Below are 15,723 nucleotides of genomic sequence, written 5' to 3' on the forward strand. Positions count from 1 at the left end.
GGTGCGCGGGTCTTCACCACGTGCGGTAGAGGTGCGCGGGCCTTCGCCACGTGCGGTGCAGGTGCGCGGGCCTTCGCCACGTGCGGTGCAGGTGCGCGGGTCTTCACCGCGTGCGGTAGAGGTGCGCGGGCCTTCGCCACGTGCGCCGACGTCGCCGGAGCGCGCCGGGTCACCAGCGGTGGTGCACCTGGCCGCGGATCTTGTCGTCGTACAGGGCCTGGACGGCGTCGAGCGTCGACTGCGGCAGCGGAGCCAGGGCGGCGGCCTCGGCGTTGCCACGGACCTGCTCGGGGTTGCGGGCGCCGGGGATGACGGAGGTGACGCCCGGCTGCTGGATGATCCAGCGCAGGGCCGTCTGTGCCGGGCTGGCACCCTCGGGCGCCAGCGCGGAGAACTCGGCGGCGGCCTCGACGCCCGTCCCGAAGTCGACGCCCGCGAAGGTCTCGCCCTGGTCGAAGGCTTCACCGTGCCGGTTGAACGTGCGGTGGTCGTCCGCGGCGAACACCGTGTCCTTCGTGTACCGGCCGGACAGGAGCCCGCTGGCGAGCGGCACCCGGGCGATGATGCCGACCCCGGCCTCCGCGGCGGCGGGCAGGACCTCCTCCAGGGGCTTGAGCCGGAACGGGTTCAAGATGATCTGCACGCTCGCGGTGCCGGGCCGGGCGATGGCGGCCAACGCCTCCGCGCAGGTCTCCACGCTCACTCCGTACGCCGCGATCCGGCCCTCCTCCACGAGGGTGTCCAGGGCGTCGAAGGCCGCGTCGGAGGAGAACACCGGCGTCGGCGGGCAGTGCAGCTGCACCAGGTCCAGCCGGTCCACCCCGAGATTGCCGCGCGAACGGTCCGTCCAGGCGCGGAAGTTGTCCAGCGTGTACAGCGCCGGGTCCAGCTCGACGCGGCGGCCCATCTTCGTCGCCACCAGGACGTCCGCGTCCGGGCGCCGGCGCAGGTACGCGCCGATGAGCTGCTCGCTGCGGCCGTCCCCGTACACGTCGGCGGTGTCGAAGAAGGTCACGCCGGACTCGACGGCGGCATCCAGTACCGCCATGGCGTCCTCCTCCTTCACGTCACCCCAGTCGGCCCCCAACTGCCAGGTGCCCAAGCCGACCACGGACACCCGCTGCTTGCTCCTGCCGAAGGACCGCTGCTCCATGTTTCCCATCCTTACTGATGCCGCTGCCGTACATATGTGTCTGGTGGACGCCGGCCGAGTGCCGATCCCCGGTACCTGTGCGGACTCAGTCCCAGTTCAGGAGGTCTGCCGGTGCCGCCGTGCCAAGGTACACGGACGCCCGCGCGACGCAGGGCACAGCGGCAGCACGGGGGCCGTCGGGCAGCGGTGCCATCGGAGTGCGGAGGCCGTCCTCGGCAGGGGTGGGCGCCACCTGTGTGTCCGAGGGGCGACACATGATCGCCTCCCCGGACTTCGGCGACGGCGGAATAGGATCCTCGCCGACGGCCTTGTTCGAGGTGCAGGACCGAACCGCCCGACGACGTGACCGCAGTGACATCCGCCTTCGAAGGAGCAGTCCCATGGCCCTCACTCGCGAAGAGCGCGAACAATTCCTCGCAGAGCCGCACGTCGCGGCCCTGGCCGTTGAAGCGGGCGAGGGAAGGGCGCCGCTGACGGTCCCGATCTGGTACCAGTACACGCCCGGCGGCGATCTCTGGATCCACACCGGCAAGGGCTCCCGCAAGCACGAACTCATCGCGAAGGCGGGCCGGTTCACGCTCATGGTCGACCGCGTCGAGCCGACCGTCCGCTACGTGTCCGTGGAGGGCCCGGTGACCTCCACGGTCCCTGCCACCCGCGCGCACCTGGTCGAGATGGCCTCGCGCTATCTGCCCGCCGAGAAGGTCTACGGCTACCTCGAGTTCGCCGAGGCCAACCACGGCGAGGCGGTCATCATCACGGTCCGCCCGGAGCACTGGGTCTCCTCCGACCTGGGCACCGTCTGACCGCTCACGAGCGCCCGCGTCGCTACGCAGGTGGGGGTTCCCGCCGTGACAGGCATACGGGCGTGTGTTCTACGGCCACGCATGCTATTCGGGGCGGCCGCGGAGGGCTAGCGTTGGCTCCAGTCCGTGAATATGCCTCCGTCGTCAGCGCGGCAGAGGCCCATTCGGCGACCTCTCGGGCCCGGGGGAGGGGCCCTGCGCCGGCGGCTGCCCTGCGGGACCCTGCGCCCGCCACCCCGTAATCCACCGCCCGGCCCCAGCGTGGACGAGCACGACCCGGTCTCCCTCCGTGCTGAATGTGGTGGCGCGGTGCACGTCCTTGTTCGGAGCGCTGCGTATGCGCGGCTTTTTCGTCGACAACCTGCTGATGATCACCCCGATGCACCACACCGACGGGGTGCGCCTGTACGGCGAGGTCATGGGCGCCCACCGAATACCCCTGGCCCTGGCGGTGACCGACTGCGCGCGAACCGCCCAGGAGATAACGGTCGACCTCACCAGTGTCGACTACCTCTCCAGCGGCGCCCTGCAGACCCTCGTGGCCGTGGCCCGCAGCCTCCGCGCGCCGCAATATCTCTGCATCCACGCGGGCCCCGAACTCCGCCTCGCCGAACGGTGCGCCCAGCACGGCTGGGACCAGCTCGACACCCTGCGCCTGCGCTGCCCGTAGCCAAGGCCGCCCGGGCCCTGCTGCCGCGGCAGGGCGGGTGCTGCTGCCGCGGCGGGGCGGCAGGGCCCGGCCGTGCGCACGGAATCCGGCACCCGGGGGGCATGGCGGGCGTGCCCCGCTATGACGAAGCCGCGGGATCTCCAACGATCGTGATCTCGAAGACCTCACTCTCCAGCTCGGCATCGGGAACGATCATGATGCTGCCCCGCTCCTTCAGCCCGATGAGCACCGCGCGCGGCCAGTCCCGTAGGTCCCGCTAACCCTCCATAGAGCGCGCGGCGACGCCCGTGACGAAGCTCAGCAACTGCTCGTCGGTGGCTTGCTCGACCTGGGCGCCGAGAGGCGTCGTGACTCGGTACATCCTCCGATCATGAGCCGTGCCGGGCGGCGAGCCGCCCGACGCGGTGCAGTTGGCCTAACCGGGAGGGCGCTCCGCACTGGCGCGCAAGAGGTACGTGCTGGCTCAGAAGGGTTCGCTGCCTGATGCCGCAGTGATCTGTCGAGCGAAGGAAATGGGTTGCGGCCGAAGATCGTGACGCCGATGCTTCCCCCCATGAAGATGCATGCCCATCAGCTGACGGTGTCACCCGAGACGGTGCGCGCGTTGGTGGAACGGCAGTTTCCCGCGTGGCGGAGCCTGCCGGTCAGGAGCATCGCGTCCCAGGGGACGGTCAACGCCATCTTCCGTATCGGTGACCGGCTCACAGCCCGGTTCCCGCTGGAGTCCGGGGACATCGAGCCGACGCGACGCCGACTGGAGTCCGAGGCGGAGGCGGCTCGCGAACTGGCAGGTCGTACGCGTTTCCCCACGCCCGAGCCGGTCGCGCTGGGTGAACCCGGGGCCGGTTACCCGCTGCCGTGGTCGGTGCAGACGTGGCTGCCCGGCGTCGTCGCCACCGACGACGACCCAGGTGAATCGGCCGCGTTCGCCCGCGACTTGGCCGATCTCATCGGGGACCTGCGCGTGATCGACAGGCGCGGCCGCGCCTTCGCGGGCGCGGGCCGAGGGGGCGACCTGAAGGTCCATGACGAGTGGATGGAGACCTGCTTCCAACGCAGTGAGCGACTCCTGGATGTCCCTCGGCTGCGCCGGGTCTGGGCCATGCTGCGTGATCTGCCACGAGGCGCGGCGGAGGACGTCATGTCCCATCGCGATCTGATCCCTGGCAACGTGCTCGTGTCGGCGGGCCGGCTCACGGGGATTCTCGACGTCGGCGACTTCGGGCCGGCCGATCCATCGCTGGACCTTGTGAGCGCGTGGCATCTGCTGGAGGCGGGGCCGCGGCAAGTGCTCCGAGAGCGCCTGGGGAGCGACGACCTCGAATGGGAGCGCGGCAAGGCATGGGCGTTCGTCCAGTCGATGGGGTTGGTCTGGTACTACGTCGAAAGCAACCCGGCCATGAACCGGTTGGGGCGACGTTCTCTGGAACGCATCCTGGCGGACCACTCGCTCGCGTGACGTGAGGTGACGTGCCGCGGTCGCGGTGCCGAATTCCCGGAAGGGATCCCTCCGCGCAGATCGCTAGTTAATGTCCGTCACATGACAATCATGAAGAAGTTTCAGGCGCGCCGGATGACAGTGGCGCTGGTCGGCGCGGCGGCCGCGATGGTGCTGGGTGTGGGCGGGGCGATCGCCGTGACGGACCAGGGCGGAGCGGCCTCCGGCCGTACCTCTGTGTCCGTGGATCCGTCCGCCGACGGAGGAAGCGTCGGCGTCGACACCGGCGGTGGTGACGGCGGCGACGTAGGCGTGTCGAGCGGAGTGGACTCGGGCGGAGCGGACGGCGGGAGCTCCGGCGTGTCGGGCGGAGCGGACGGTGGGGACTCCGGCGTGTCGGGCGGAGCCGACGGTGGTGACTTCGGCGGGGTGACCGGTGACGTCTCCGGCGGTGCGAATGCGGGGGGCTCGGGCGGACCCGAACCGACCTCGGAGCCGACCGATCCCCCCACCCCCACGACCCCCGCGGACCTCGAGGAACTGACGAAGCGCCTCGACGGTCTGGAGAAGAAGGTGGACGAACTGCCCACCAAGAAGGAACTGGCCGACGCCCTCCGCGCGTTCGCCGACACACTGGAACAGCAGGGCTGAGCCAGCACAGCGCCTGTCCCGGTTCGCCTCCGACACGGCCCGCACCCTCGACGACAGCGACACACGCTCCCTCTCACTGCCGGGCACGTGTGCCGACAGACGGACCCTTCCGGGACGGCTACGTGTCCACACCTCGCGTCCCGTCAGCACCGTTCCATGGGCAACTCCGCCACGAACGCCGGCAGGTCGGGTGCCCCGGGCGGGTTCTGCCCGTGCGAGAAGCGCCGGTAGTGGGCGGCGACCAGGCGGCGCAGGTCCGCCTCGGCCGGTTCGTCGCCGCTGAGCGCGAGGGTCACCCGGTGCGGCTCGCCGCTCATGCGCAAGGGCCTGGCCAGGGCGTCGAACCCGCGGGAGTACTCGTCGGGCAGCTCCCACCACGCCTCGGCGGTGGCTCGATCCCGAAAGACGTACATGTAGTCGTCGTCATCGAAGAGGATGACGCGGCCGGTCGGCGTATTCACGGAGGAAGTATGGCGTGAGCAAGGCAGGAGGCCCAGCCCGGCCTGCCTGCCTTGTTCTCAGCGGGGCCGGGGCCTCGTGTGGCTGACCGGCGCAGAGGTCACCCGGCGTCCGCGCGGGCGGCCCGCGTCGGTACCTCGACGGCGAACTGGGCCCCGGCGAGCAGTGCGAGGTTGGAGACCCACAGCCACACCAGGAAGACGACGATTCCGGCCAGCGAGCCGTACAGCTTGCTGTAGGAGCCCAGTTGGGTGGCGTAGAGGGTGAACACGCCCGAGGCGGCGAGCCACAGCACTCCGGCCAGTGTGCCGCCCACCCAGGTGCGGCGGCGTTCGCGTGCGGCGGGCGGACCGGTGCGGAACAGCACCAGGACAAGCACCGACACCAGGGCGACCAGCACCGGCCAGCGCAGCAGCGCCCAGACGTCGGCGCCCACGGCGCCGTAGCCCAGCGCCTGTCCTACCGTCTGCGCCAGGGAGCCGCTCATGGCCAGCGCGACGGCGCTGACGACCAGCAGCACGAGCAGCGAGACCGAGGTGATCGCGAGGCGGTGCACGGTGCGCCAGACCGGGCGCGTGTCCGTGACGCCGTGCATGGCATGCAGGGCACGCCGGAACACGGCCGCGTAACTCGACGCGGACCACAGGGCACTGACCGCGGAGCCGACGATCACGGTGAGCGCGGCGGAGCGTTGCCGCGCCATGTCCGACAGCGCGTCGTGCAGCGCCGAGCCCGACTCGGCAGGGGCCCACGCCGTGATGTGCGAGATCACCGAGGCGGAGGTCGCCGGGCTCGCGAGCCCCACCAGGGAGACGGCGAGCAGCAGGGTGGGCAGCAGGGCCAGGATGGCGTAGTAGGTCAGGGCGGCGGCCCAGTCGGTGACGTCGCCGCGCCAGAGCTCTATCGGTGTACGGCGCAGCGCACGGCGCAGATCGGCGACGGAGAGCCGAGAGTGTGCGTCGGGGCGGAGGACGGCTTGGGGCTCAGCGGGCGCGATGTCGCTCACGACGGCCTCCCTCGATCCGGATGTCGGCGCTCAGCGGCTTGGGCGCGAGTGCCCCGCGGGCGGTCGGCAACACCTCGCGGGTGAGGGCGTCAAGAGTGTCCGCCGGTCCCGCGCGGCCGTCGAGCGTCAGGGCGAGCCGCAGTCGCGGAGCATGCGCGGAGCCGTGTGCGTGCACGCGCGCGTGCGCGACGCCGGGCAGGGTCCGCAGGTGGTGTTCCAACGCTCGGGTCAGGGCGCGGGCGCCGAGGGTGAGGCCGTCCCGGCCCAGCGGAAGGCGGGGCAGCGCGGCGCCGCGGATCTGGCGCCAAAGGGCCCACAACAGGAGCGCGAGCAGGAGGGCCAGTGCCGCGCCGACCGCGAGGGGCCACCAGCCATGGGCCCGTCCGCCGTCCCACGCCGAGGGGTTGATCCAGGTGACTTCCCCGACCGGCGTCCCTGGCCCTTGGCCGAGTGCGGGGAGTCGGCGTGCGGGGTGCTCGGCGGCGACGAGCACCAGGGCGCCGAGTGCGCACAGGACGAGTCCGGCCACGCCCAGCACCATCCGGTTGAGGACGTTACGCATGGTCGGCTCCCGTCTCCTGCCACGATTCCTGCCGCGCCTTCGCTTCGCCCGTAACTGCGGTGCCCGGCAGGGCTACTGAGGTGCCCGACACCGCGACTGAGGTGCCCGGCGGCTGCCACGACGGGGACCGCGTCATGCGTACGGTGACGCGCAGGGTCCGTCCGGTGCTCAAGGCCTCGGCAGCCGCGCGGGCAGCGGCCAGCGCGGCGTCGCGCGCCTCGGTCGGATCGCCGAACTCCAGACGGGCCCGCACCACGACCACGCGGCGCCGTCGCACCTTCGTACGGGCCGACCCGATCCCCGGCACGTCCTGAAGGACCCGTTCCACCTCCCGGGCGGTGGCCCGGCGCGTGATGTGCGCACGTACGTCCGCGTCCTGCGTGCGCAGCGGCAACTGGCCGCGCCGGCCAGGGGTGACGGCAAGGATCAGCAGCCAGATGCCGCACGCGGCCACCAGGCCGGCGACCAGGGCGCCGGTCGAGCCGGGACCGTGCTCGCCGAGCCAGTCCACCGCCTTGACCCGCCAAGGGGAGGCCGCCTCATGTGCGGCATGGACCCGCACCACGTCCACCAGCAGAGCCGCGCACGCGGCCGCGGCGAGAAGGAGGAGGCCGGTCACCGGCAGGCGCCGGGGCGACCAGGAACGCCGGGCGGCGCCCGCGGGACCGTTCTTCACGGGCACCGCCGCCCACACATCGTCCTCTGCCACCGTGCTCCGCGTCCGGTCCAGCCGCAGCTCGCCGATCCGCACCCGGGCCGGTTTCACCCGCAGCCCGGTCAGGCTCGCCGTGCGGTCGGTGATGTGCGTCCGGACCTGGTCGGCGGTGTCCGCAAGGGCGGTCGGGTACGGCAGGCAGACGTCGGCCGTCACCGTGGCGCGGTCGCCGTCCACCGTGGCGCCGGTCCGTACGGAGGAGGCGCCGGCCTCGGCCGCGGCCCGCTGGGCGACGCGGCGCACCACCCGCTCGGTGATGACGGTGCGGCCCCGTTCGCCCGGCGGCACCGTCGCGCCGGCCGTCACCGTCGCTCCCGGTCGCGCGGGGTCAGCAGGGAGCGCAGGTCGGCCCCGCCCTCGACGAGCCGCCCCAGGCCGAAGCCGAGCGCCCCCAACGCGCCCACCAGCAAAAATGCGGCGAATCCGCCGAACCATGCGGCGAAACCGAGCGCCATGCCTGCCAGCAGGCCGACGACAGATCTGTCCATGCCGTGTCTCTCCGAACTTCTCGCACCCGAACGCCGACCAACGCCGTACCGCGTCGTCCTTCTCACTCCACGCGGGCGTCCCCGGCGTGCTGCGGCTCGTCGTCGTCCGGCAGCCGCACGTCGTTCACCGCGACGTTGACCTCGACGACCTCGAGGCCGGTGATGCGCTCCACCGCCGCGATGACGTTCTCCCGCACCTCGCGCGCCACGTCGCTGATCGGGACGCCGTACTCGACGACGAGCTCCAGATCGATGGCGGTCTGCCGCTCGCCCACCTCGACCTTGACCCCGCGTCCCACGTTCGGGCGGCCGCCAGGGACCCGGTCCCGGACCGCGCCGAGGGTGCGGGACAGACCACCGCCCATGTCGAACACGCCCGGGATCTCCCGCGCGGCCATGCCGGCGATCTTCACGACCACGACGTCGGCGATGGAGGTCCTGCCCCGCCCGGCCGCCGGCTCGCCCGCACCGGTGGCACCGGCCTTGATGGTGGTCGTCCGGGTGCCCGCCGGGCGCTCGGCGGACAGCTGCTCGGCCGGCTCGCTCACGTTCTGCGTCGTCATCTTCGGTCCCTCGTCTCGCGGTCGGACTGTGCTCCGTCACCTGTTCCGACACCGCGATCGGGCCGCTGTTACGCACGGCCGGAAAAAATCTTCGACGAATTTCGGGCCGGCCGCGTAACAGACCGCCTTGCCGCGGTGTCCTACTCTCGGACTGATCGAAAGGGGTCGATGCGTGCCGGGCGACCGGGGCAGTACGTCACAGCACACGGAGCCGGTGCGGAGCGACGCGGACACCGAGGAACGGCTGCTGGCCACACGAGCGGGCGAGGGCGACGAAGAAGCCTTCGAGACGCTCGTGCGCCGGCACGGGCCGGGCCTGGTGCAACTCGCCGCCCGGCTGCTCGGCAGCCATGCCGAGGCGGAGGACGTGGTCCAGGACGGGTTCGTGGGCGCCTGGCGCAAGCTCCCCGAGTTCCGCGGGGACAGTACGTTCCGCACCTGGATGTACCGCATCGTCACCAACCGCTGCCTCAACGTCCTGCGCCGCCGCCAGGCCGTCGTGGACCTCGACTCCGTACCGGAGCCCGCGGCACCGGAGCACACCACCTCACCGGTCCGCACCGCCGAGGCGCGGGCGGCCATGGACGCGCTCGCCCAGGCGATGGGCGGACTCTCCCCCGAACAACGGGTGTGCTGGATCATGCGGGAACTGCAGGCAATGCCCTACGAGACCATCGCGGACCTCGTCGGCATCTCTCCCCAAGCCGTACGCGGTCGCGTCTTTCGCGCGCGACGCCATCTGACGGAGGCGATGGTGGCATGGCGATGAACCCCGAACAGCGGCCGGACGTGCCCTTGCCGCCGTCCCCCGACGACCCTGACGGCCCCCATGGCGCCCAAGGCGCCCAAGGCGCCCATGACCCCCACGGCCCCGACGGCCTCGACGGATCGGAGGCGGACGAGCGACTGGCCTGCGGTCGCCTGCTGTCCGACGTGTGGGCGCGCTGGGACGACGGCGCCGACGACCCGCACGCCGCCACCTGCCCGCACTGCACCGCGGCCCTGAACGATCTGCGGGCCCTCGACGCCGCCGTCCACGCACAGCCCGCGGGGCCCGAGCCCGACGTGTCGAACCTCGCCGCCCGCGTCATGGACGTGGTCCGCATGGAGCTGCGTCCCGGACGTACCCTCCCGCTCGGCGACCTCGACGAGGACCTCTGGATCGTCGAAGCCGCCGTCGCCAGGGAACTGCGCGCCGCCGCCGAGGACGTGCCCGGCGTACGGGCCGGCAGCTGCCGCGTCACCCCGCCGACCGGAGCACCGCGCCCCGGATCTGCGCAGTCGGGGGCGCGCGGGCCCGTCACCGTGAGTCTCGACATCGCGGTCCCGCCCGTGCCCGACCTGCAAGGCGTCGCCGCCGAGGTCAGAAGCCGCGTGACCCGCGCCGCCGACATGGCACTCGGGCTGGCGCTCGCCCAAGTCGATGTGACCGTCGTCGACATCCTCGACCAGACCGACGAGAGGGGATGAGCGATGGCAGCGCATCGCCCACCAGACGTCCCGCCGAGCCGCAGCCGGATCTACGAGCTGGAGGAGCGGATCGCGCGCGCCGTCCTCGACGTGCCGGGCGTCGCCTCACTGCGGCCGGGCCTCGCCCAGCTGTTGAAGGCCTCCGCCGGGGCCCGCACCGGCACCGGGACACCCGCGTACAGCCGGGCCGGTATCCGTATCGGGCAGCGCGTCTCCACCCGACCGACGCGAGTCGAGGTGTATGTCGTGGCGCGCGGTCGATGGCGCGCCGTGGACGTCGCACGGGCCGTGCGCCGGGCGGTCGAGGACATCGTGTCCGACGCACAGGTCAGCGTGACCGTGACGGGAGTGGCGTCCACGTCGGGGTGAGCCCGGCCCCTGTCCGCCGGGTCGGCATGGGGGGCGATAGGTATGCGTACTCATGCGAGGCGCCGCGCGGGAGCCGAAGACTATGGCGCATGACACGAACTCGGCTTGCGGGCAACACCCTTGTCTCTTCTCGGAGCGCTCTCACGGCTGTCGTTCTCGTCGCCGCCACAGCGATGCTGAGTGGTTGCGGAGAGGAGAAGTACAGCAAGGAAGACGGCAGGGGGAAGCAGAACCTGAGCGTCCGCTCCACGACGAGCGCGACACCCCCCACGCCGGCGCAGGCCGCGTTCACGGCCCTGCTCGACGAGGTCGCGCGCGCGTGCGCCGCGATGGACGCGGAGAGACCCGCGACGACCGACCGGCACCAGGGCGGCGGGCCCGCCGAGCCCAGGCCCGCGAGGCCGACCGGCCGACCGGAAGCGGAGCGAAGCCTGGGTCCCGGCGAGACACCGCCGGACGGGCCGGTCGAGCCGGGCGTTCTCGACGACCCCGCGTCGCGGCTCAACGACCGCGACCACTGCGCGAGCACATTCCACGAGCAGCGCATCATCGAGGCCCTGCAAACGGTCTCCCGTCCCACCCCCGCCAGAGTCCGTGCAACCCTGAACGGCCTGGGATACATGGACGCGCGTATCCACGGGCTCGTGCAGGACGGCACGAACACACGGTTCTCGCTCGACCTGAGCGAGCGCGGGAGCCGGCTCTGCGAAGCGGGTGTGGCGGCGGGCGACGCGACCGACGTCACCGTGTGCGCGAGCCGGGCCGACGGGCAGGGGAACGGGTCCGCTGCTGACGCGCCGCAGGAGGGATAGAGGTCAGCCGGCGTCGAGGATGCGCAGGCCGAGCGGGGTGGCGGTGTGGACCATGTTCTTCCCGGTGCGGTGGCTGCTGAGCAGACCGCTCTCGCGCAGGATCGCGATCTGGTAGGAGAGGCTGGACTGCGCGACACCGACGGCTCGGGCGACGTCCGACGAGGTGCGGCCGTCCCGGCGCGCGACGGCGGACAGGATCGAGGCGCGGGTACGTCCGAGCAGCCGGACGGCGCCCGTTCCCCAGGTCTGGGCCAGGTCCCAGGGCCGTTTGGCCACCGGGTAGACGAGGGTCGGCGGGAGGGCGGGGTCCGCGGGTGCGGTCGGACGCCGCCAGCAGAAGAAGGAGGGGACGAGGACAAGCCCCCGGCCGTCGAGGGACACGTCCCGGTCGACCGGGTAGTCCACTTCGAGGACCGGGTCCCGCCACCGGGCCAGCGGGGCCAGGCTGTCGAACAGTTCCTGCACCCCGCCGTCGAGCAAGGCCCTCGTACGGACGTCGACATCGGATGCCACCAGCGCCCGCATCCGCGGCCAGTGCGGTCGCAGCGTCGTCTCGAAGTACGTCTCCAGGGCTCCGGCGACGACCAGGGGATCGGTGGCGTCGGGACGCGGTGACGTGCCCCGTCTGCCGAGTCGGCGCTGCGCCGAGTCCAGTCTGGTCAGCTGGTGCACGACGTCTCGACGTGACGTGCCCCGGATGGTGTCCAGCGCCGCGGGCAGCGCCTCGGAGGCGCTGGTGACGTGCGCGGGGACGGCGGGGGTCAGGAAGTCGGGGATGTAGCCGCTGCTGGGCACAAGGCCGCGCAGGGGAGACAGTGTCATACGGAGCCGCTCGTCACGCAGCAGTCTGGTACGCGTCGCGCTGCGCCACGAACCGAACGCCGTCTGCCCCTCGTCGGTCTTCAGACGGCACATACTGCAGATGATTTCCCAGGTGGGGTCGGGGTTCCGCAGAATCCGGATTCTCTTCAGGTCATCGGTGGTGAAGTGCAAGCGGAGCAAGTGTGCCTCTTTCGCAGACGCTCCCGTCGCGGTTGGTCAGGCCGCGACGCCGTGCTTCTTCCGCCCCGCCATGCTGGGCCACAACACAGGCGCGCAGATAGGGAGTTGAGGGAAAGGAGACGTCGGCTTTTCGATAATGTCGGCGTTATGGTTGCGGGAGACAGGCGTCGTCGACGCCTACGCGAGCCGAGCGTTCATCAACTGCGCCTGCTCCTGGCTCTGGCGGAGGAACTGCACTTCGGGCGGGCCGCCGCTCGCATGTTCATCTCGCAGCCCGCGCTCAGTCAACAGATCCGGACCCTTGAGGAGCGCCTGGGCGTCCCACTGGTCGAGCGGGGAGCGGCCCCCGTGCGGTTGACATCCGCCGGCCTCGCGCTCGTCGAGCAGGCCAGGACGGTCGTCGAAGGAGTGGAGCGGCTGTTACGGGTGGCGGACGCGCACGCCGGGGCGATCACCGGCCGGTTACGGGTCGGCTCACTCGGTGCCGAGGCCGCCATGCCGCACGCCGACGCGGTCCTCAGCCATCTGCGTGACCACCACCCCCACCTAGAGATCGAGGTACGCAACCTCGGCTTCGTCCAGCAATTCGACGCGGTGTCCGGGGGAGAGGTCGACGCCGCCTTCCTGCGCGGCCCGCTGCCACCGGGGCTGCAGAGCCTGCAACTGGCCACCGAGGCACGCGTGGTGTGTCTTGCGGCCGACGACCCCCTCGCCGGCGAGCGCACGCTCACCCTGGCCCAACTCGCTGACCGCATGGTCGTCGACATGCCACGTGAGGTGCCGCGCTCCTGGTGGGACCATCTGACCGTCAATCCCCGGCCCGACGGCACGGCGGTGCGCTTCGGTCCCGTGGTCCGGGACACCGAGGCCATGGTCCTGGCGGTGCTGCAGAAGCGCGCCATCACCTTCCTCCCGGCGTCGGCACGCCGCCTCTACCCCCGCCCCGGCCTCGTCTACGTCGACGTCCCCGAACTCGGTGACTCCGTCTCCTTCCTCGCATGGCTCCCGGCCAACCGCGATGTCCCTGCCGTGCGCGCCCTGCGAGCGGCGGCCCGCTCGACCCAGCAGCCCTGACCCACGTGTGCGTCGCACACCTTTGCCGGGCCACTTGGGCTCGGGATCACGGACGCCTCCGCCTCCGTGCGGTAGCGCCCAGAGCGGACAGAAGGGCCTGGACTTGGGGGTTCACCGCCGGGGGCACGGCAGAGGTCACCGGGGCCACGGCCGAGGTCACCGCGCGATCTCCCAGATGTGGCCGCTCGGATCCTTGAAGCTGGCGGTCCGGATACCCCAGGGCCGGTCCATGGGACCGTTCAGCAGTGTCACCCCGCGGCTGGTCAGCTCCTTGCACATCGCGTCCACGTCGTCCACGGGGAGGGTGAACTGAACGCGCGAGCCGGCGTCCGGGGCGGCGACGCGCGCGGGGCCGATCAGCTCGTGTGCCGCGGTGGTGCGCAGCAGGTTGATGAGGGTGTCGCCGAAGCTGAACACGGCTGAGTTGTCGTCCTCGTAGGCCACCGGCAGGCGGAAGACGTCACGGTAGAACTGCTTCGTGGCTTCGAGGTCCTCTGCGAACAGGGTGATGGCACTGATCTTGCCGGGCCACGCGGTGTCGGTCGTGGTGTCAGTCACGGCTACAAAGGATCTACCAATGGCTGCCGCCTGCATAGGTGTGGCGGCGGAAATCCTGCGGGGCAGGAGGGAGTCCGCCCGGCCTTGGGCGACGGGGGCCGACGGGCTCCACGGCTCCACGCTTCTTCGAGCGCGCCGGGCAGCCCCACGACCGGTCCCCGCGTGCCGACCTGCCGGGTTTTGCTCGTGGCGCCGTAGCGCGTACCGTTAGCTTCTCGAACTGTTGACCTAGGGAAACTATTTGCCCGGCCATCGTCGTCGCGCAGTGGATCGGCCAAGGGAGAAACGATGAAGGGACGTGTCGGTGCCGGGCCCGGTGAGGGCGGTCATGCTGCGTACTCGATCCAGGTCGGCGCGGTGCGCGGTGTCAGGGTCGTCGGTGACATCGACGTGGAGGCGGTCAATCCGCTCGCCGACGCGGCGGCCGACGCGCTGCGCCTGCATGACGGCCCGATCGTGTTCGATCTGAGCCGGGTGACGTTCTGCGACTCGACTCTTCTCAACTGCCTGCTGCAGACCCGGATGCGGCGCACGGTATGGCTGATCGGGGTCACGGAACAGACGAGGCGTCTGCTGGACATCACGGGCACCGACTCGCTCTTCGACTACTACGCCAGTGTCCAGGACGCGGCCGCCGCCCTGTCCTGAGCCCGGACGGGGCGCTGAGTGGGCCGCTCCCCACACCTTCGGGGGAGCAACCCACTGCCGAGCCGGCCTCACGACGAGGACGACACCGGGCCACCGTTGGCCGAGCCCCCTACTGGCCGAAGGAGCTCGCCGCTGACACGAGCCCATTACCCGGCATCTTGGTCATCTATCAGAGGGACTGTCGCCCATTCGTGGTAACCGCGGTGCTACGGCTGTACGGGCGGGGGCCAGATGTCCGGCCGGGACGAGGGGGCCGTGTCACCCGGTGCGGGCTCCCGGATCCACCTCATTCGGCGCGGCCGGACGGTTTCCGGTCGACCGGCTTCGGGAGCGCCGCCCGCAGGCGGTCGAGAAGGGCCCGGGCCGCAGGGCTCGAAGGGCCCCCGGCCCGCCACGCGAGCGCGATGCGGGCACGCATCTCGGGCCGGACGATCCGCAGGCCGGGCGGCTGCCCCTCGAGCGGGGACGCGTCCTCATCGGCAGGCAGTACGGCAATGCCGAGGCCCCGCGCCGCAAACTGCAGGAGCGTGTCAGGGGTGGCCGCTTCGAAGGCGATGCGGGGCCGGAATCCGGCCTGTGCACAACCCCGTTCGAGCGCCGCGCGCACCCCGGTACCGCGGGGAAGGCAGAGCAACGGCCGATCGCGCAGATCGGCAAGCGCGACGCCCGCGTCCCGGTCACGGTCGAGAAGCGGATCGCCGGAAGCGACGGCGGCGACCAGCGGAACGTCGATCACCATCTGGAAGACCGCTCCGGGCGGGGCCGCGTCGTCCGCCGTCCCGACAAGGGCGAGGTCGAGTTCGCCTGCCAGGACTGCGGCCTGCATCCGCTCCGAGGTGTCCTCGGTGAGCGCCACCTCCACCGAGGGGCAGGAGGCGTGGAAGTCCGCGAGCAGAGCGGCGATGTCGAAGGCGTGGCCGGTGGCCCCGGAGACGAGCCCGAGCGTGACCCGGCCGCGCAGCAGCCCCGTGAACGCGTCGACCGTCTGCCGTACCGACTCCGCCGCGGCGAGTGCGGCGCGGGCGTGGGGCAGGACCGCCCGGCCCACCTCCGTCGGTGTGACCGACCGGCCGGAGCGGTCGAGCAAGGGCTGCCCCAACTCCCGCTCCAACTGGCGGATCTGCGCGCTGAGGCCGGGCTGAGCCAGATGCAGTCGCTCGGCGGCGCGGGTGAAGCCGCCCTCCTCGACCACACGGACGAAATACCGCAGCTGGCGAAGTTCCATAAGCGATCATTCTAAGCGGCAGCAGAACCATCTATTCGCTTTATCGGCCTGTCG

20 protein-coding genes are annotated in these 15,723 nt (G+C 71.6%); 10 read left to right on the forward strand and 10 right to left on the reverse strand.

The annotated features are described in order from the left end of the window. Positions 1-169 precede the first annotated feature (169 nt). Positions 170-1,153, reverse strand: a complete 984-nt coding sequence (locus C1N81_RS43390; protein ID WP_394437303.1) for an aldo/keto reductase — start codon at positions 1,151-1,153, stop codon at positions 170-172. A 380-nt stretch (positions 1,154-1,533) separates the two neighbouring features. Between C1N81_RS43390 and C1N81_RS43395 the strand changes: the two genes are divergently transcribed. The 4 genes from C1N81_RS43395 to C1N81_RS43410 all read left to right on the forward strand — a co-directional run bounded on the left by C1N81_RS43395 (position 1,534) and on the right by C1N81_RS43410 (position 4,718). Continuing rightward, the gene (locus C1N81_RS43395; RefSeq protein ID WP_394437305.1) at positions 1,534-1,959 is read left to right on the forward strand and encodes a pyridoxamine 5'-phosphate oxidase family protein; all 426 of its coding nucleotides are present in this window, start codon (positions 1,534-1,536) and stop codon (positions 1,957-1,959) included. Between the two features lie 337 nt (positions 1,960-2,296). After that, positions 2,297-2,629, forward strand: coding sequence for a hypothetical protein (locus C1N81_RS43400; RefSeq protein WP_394437307.1), 333 nt, complete (start codon positions 2,297-2,299; stop codon positions 2,627-2,629). A gap of 553 nt (positions 2,630-3,182) precedes the next feature. Continuing rightward, entirely contained in the window at positions 3,183-4,088 is a 906-nt protein-coding gene (locus tag C1N81_RS43405; protein ID WP_394437308.1) for an aminoglycoside phosphotransferase family protein, read from the forward strand. Between the two features lie 81 nt (positions 4,089-4,169). Further along, positions 4,170-4,718, forward strand: a complete 549-nt coding sequence (locus C1N81_RS43410) for a hypothetical protein (RefSeq protein ID WP_394437310.1) — start codon at positions 4,170-4,172, stop codon at positions 4,716-4,718. Between the two features lie 143 nt (positions 4,719-4,861). Here the strand turns inward: C1N81_RS43410 and C1N81_RS43415 are convergent, their stop codons facing one another. The 6 genes from C1N81_RS43415 to C1N81_RS43440 all read right to left on the reverse strand — a co-directional run bounded on the left by C1N81_RS43415 (position 4,862) and on the right by C1N81_RS43440 (position 8,511). Next, a complete protein-coding gene (locus C1N81_RS43415; RefSeq protein WP_394437312.1) occupies positions 4,862-5,179 on the reverse strand; it encodes a hypothetical protein in 318 nt (105 codons plus the stop codon). Positions 5,180-5,277: 98 nt separating this feature from the next. Next, positions 5,278-6,183, reverse strand: a complete 906-nt coding sequence (locus tag C1N81_RS43420) for a YihY/virulence factor BrkB family protein (RefSeq protein WP_394437314.1) — start codon at positions 6,181-6,183, stop codon at positions 5,278-5,280. Then, positions 6,161-6,745: a hypothetical protein gene (locus C1N81_RS43425; protein WP_394437316.1), complete on the reverse strand. Its 585-nt coding sequence runs from the start codon at positions 6,743-6,745 to the stop codon at positions 6,161-6,163. The genes C1N81_RS43420 and C1N81_RS43425 overlap by 23 nt, the downstream gene beginning before the upstream one ends. After that, a complete protein-coding gene (locus C1N81_RS43430) occupies positions 6,738-7,766 on the reverse strand; it encodes a DUF6286 domain-containing Asp23/Gls24 family envelope stress response protein (protein WP_394437318.1) in 1,029 nt (342 codons plus the stop codon). Before C1N81_RS43430 ends, C1N81_RS43425 begins: the two co-directional genes overlap by 8 nt. Continuing rightward, on the reverse strand, positions 7,763-7,948 hold the full coding sequence (locus tag C1N81_RS43435; protein ID WP_394437320.1) for a hypothetical protein: 186 nt from the start codon (positions 7,946-7,948) through the stop codon (positions 7,763-7,765). The genes C1N81_RS43430 and C1N81_RS43435 overlap by 4 nt, the downstream gene beginning before the upstream one ends. Positions 7,949-8,010: 62 nt before the next feature. Further along, positions 8,011-8,511, reverse strand: coding sequence for an Asp23/Gls24 family envelope stress response protein (locus C1N81_RS43440; RefSeq protein WP_394437321.1), 501 nt, complete (start codon positions 8,509-8,511; stop codon positions 8,011-8,013). Between the two features lie 172 nt (positions 8,512-8,683). Between C1N81_RS43440 and C1N81_RS43445 the strand changes: the two genes are divergently transcribed. From C1N81_RS43445 to C1N81_RS43460, 4 genes are all read left to right on the forward strand, one after another. Continuing rightward, positions 8,684-9,280 carry an RNA polymerase sigma factor gene (locus tag C1N81_RS43445; RefSeq protein WP_394437323.1) on the forward strand — a complete coding sequence of 199 codons (597 nt, stop codon included), beginning with the start codon at positions 8,684-8,686 and terminating at the stop codon, positions 9,278-9,280. Then, positions 9,271-9,981 (forward strand): Asp23/Gls24 family envelope stress response protein, encoded by a 711-nt coding sequence (locus tag C1N81_RS43450; protein WP_394437325.1) that lies wholly within the window; start codon positions 9,271-9,273, stop codon positions 9,979-9,981. Before C1N81_RS43445 ends, C1N81_RS43450 begins: the two co-directional genes overlap by 10 nt. A gap of 3 nt (positions 9,982-9,984) precedes the next feature. Continuing rightward, positions 9,985-10,350, forward strand: a complete 366-nt coding sequence (locus tag C1N81_RS43455; protein ID WP_394437327.1) for a hypothetical protein — start codon at positions 9,985-9,987, stop codon at positions 10,348-10,350. 89 nt (positions 10,351-10,439) lie between these two features. Further along, positions 10,440-11,162: a hypothetical protein gene (locus tag C1N81_RS43460; RefSeq protein WP_394437328.1), complete on the forward strand. Its 723-nt coding sequence runs from the start codon at positions 10,440-10,442 to the stop codon at positions 11,160-11,162. 3 nt (positions 11,163-11,165) lie between these two features. Here C1N81_RS43460 and C1N81_RS43465 read toward each other — a convergent pair whose 3' ends face one another. Then, positions 11,166-12,077, reverse strand: a complete 912-nt coding sequence (locus tag C1N81_RS43465) for a winged helix-turn-helix domain-containing protein (protein ID WP_394437330.1) — start codon at positions 12,075-12,077, stop codon at positions 11,166-11,168. 234 nt (positions 12,078-12,311) lie between these two features. On the opposite strand from C1N81_RS43465, the gene C1N81_RS43470 reads away from it, so the two are divergent. Further along, a complete protein-coding gene (locus C1N81_RS43470; RefSeq protein ID WP_394437332.1) occupies positions 12,312-13,238 on the forward strand; it encodes a LysR family transcriptional regulator in 927 nt (308 codons plus the stop codon). A gap of 156 nt (positions 13,239-13,394) precedes the next feature. On the opposite strand, the gene C1N81_RS43475 is transcribed toward C1N81_RS43470, so the two are convergent. Further along, complete coding sequence (locus C1N81_RS43475; RefSeq protein WP_394437334.1) at positions 13,395-13,796, reverse strand: VOC family protein; 402 nt, start codon at positions 13,794-13,796, stop codon at positions 13,395-13,397. Between the two features lie 288 nt (positions 13,797-14,084). On the opposite strand from C1N81_RS43475, the gene C1N81_RS43480 reads away from it, so the two are divergent. Continuing rightward, positions 14,085-14,444 (forward strand): STAS domain-containing protein, encoded by a 360-nt coding sequence (locus tag C1N81_RS43480; protein WP_394437336.1) that lies wholly within the window; start codon positions 14,085-14,087, stop codon positions 14,442-14,444. Between the two features lie 286 nt (positions 14,445-14,730). Here C1N81_RS43480 and C1N81_RS43485 read toward each other — a convergent pair whose 3' ends face one another. Then, positions 14,731-15,669 (reverse strand): LysR family transcriptional regulator, encoded by a 939-nt coding sequence (locus C1N81_RS43485; RefSeq protein WP_394437338.1) that lies wholly within the window; start codon positions 15,667-15,669, stop codon positions 14,731-14,733. Positions 15,670-15,723 lie beyond the last annotated feature (54 nt).

The sequence above is a fragment of the Streptomyces sp. SGAir0957 genome, assembly GCF_043523415.1.

Excerpts from the sequence above, each read along its gene's own strand:
- C1N81_RS43480 (WP_394437336.1), top strand. The coding sequence starts at position 14,085 with ATGAAGGGACGTGTCGGTGCCGGGCCCGGTGAGGGCGGTCATGCTGCG.
- C1N81_RS43400 (WP_394437307.1), top strand. The coding sequence starts at position 2,297 with ATGCGCGGCTTTTTCGTCGACAACCTGCTGATGATCACCCCGATGCAC.
- C1N81_RS43425 (WP_394437316.1), bottom strand. The coding sequence starts at position 6,745 with ATGCGTAACGTCCTCAACCGGATGGTGCTGGGCGTGGCCGGACTCGTC.
- C1N81_RS43470 (WP_394437332.1), top strand. The coding sequence starts at position 12,312 with ATGGTTGCGGGAGACAGGCGTCGTCGACGCCTACGCGAGCCGAGCGTT.
- C1N81_RS43405 (WP_394437308.1), top strand. The coding sequence starts at position 3,183 with ATGAAGATGCATGCCCATCAGCTGACGGTGTCACCCGAGACGGTGCGC.
- C1N81_RS43390 (WP_394437303.1), bottom strand. The coding sequence starts at position 1,153 with ATGGAGCAGCGGTCCTTCGGCAGGAGCAAGCAGCGGGTGTCCGTGGTC.
- C1N81_RS43435 (WP_394437320.1), bottom strand. The coding sequence starts at position 7,948 with ATGGACAGATCTGTCGTCGGCCTGCTGGCAGGCATGGCGCTCGGTTTC.
- C1N81_RS43455 (WP_394437327.1), top strand. The coding sequence starts at position 9,985 with ATGGCAGCGCATCGCCCACCAGACGTCCCGCCGAGCCGCAGCCGGATC.
- C1N81_RS43460 (WP_394437328.1), top strand. The coding sequence starts at position 10,440 with ATGACACGAACTCGGCTTGCGGGCAACACCCTTGTCTCTTCTCGGAGC.
- C1N81_RS43465 (WP_394437330.1), bottom strand. The coding sequence starts at position 12,077 with ATGTGCCGTCTGAAGACCGACGAGGGGCAGACGGCGTTCGGTTCGTGG.
- C1N81_RS43395 (WP_394437305.1), top strand. The coding sequence starts at position 1,534 with ATGGCCCTCACTCGCGAAGAGCGCGAACAATTCCTCGCAGAGCCGCAC.
- C1N81_RS43450 (WP_394437325.1), top strand. The coding sequence starts at position 9,271 with ATGGCGATGAACCCCGAACAGCGGCCGGACGTGCCCTTGCCGCCGTCC.
- C1N81_RS43410 (WP_394437310.1), top strand. The coding sequence starts at position 4,170 with ATGACAATCATGAAGAAGTTTCAGGCGCGCCGGATGACAGTGGCGCTG.
- C1N81_RS43485 (WP_394437338.1), bottom strand. The coding sequence starts at position 15,669 with ATGGAACTTCGCCAGCTGCGGTATTTCGTCCGTGTGGTCGAGGAGGGC.
- C1N81_RS43440 (WP_394437321.1), bottom strand. The coding sequence starts at position 8,511 with ATGACGACGCAGAACGTGAGCGAGCCGGCCGAGCAGCTGTCCGCCGAG.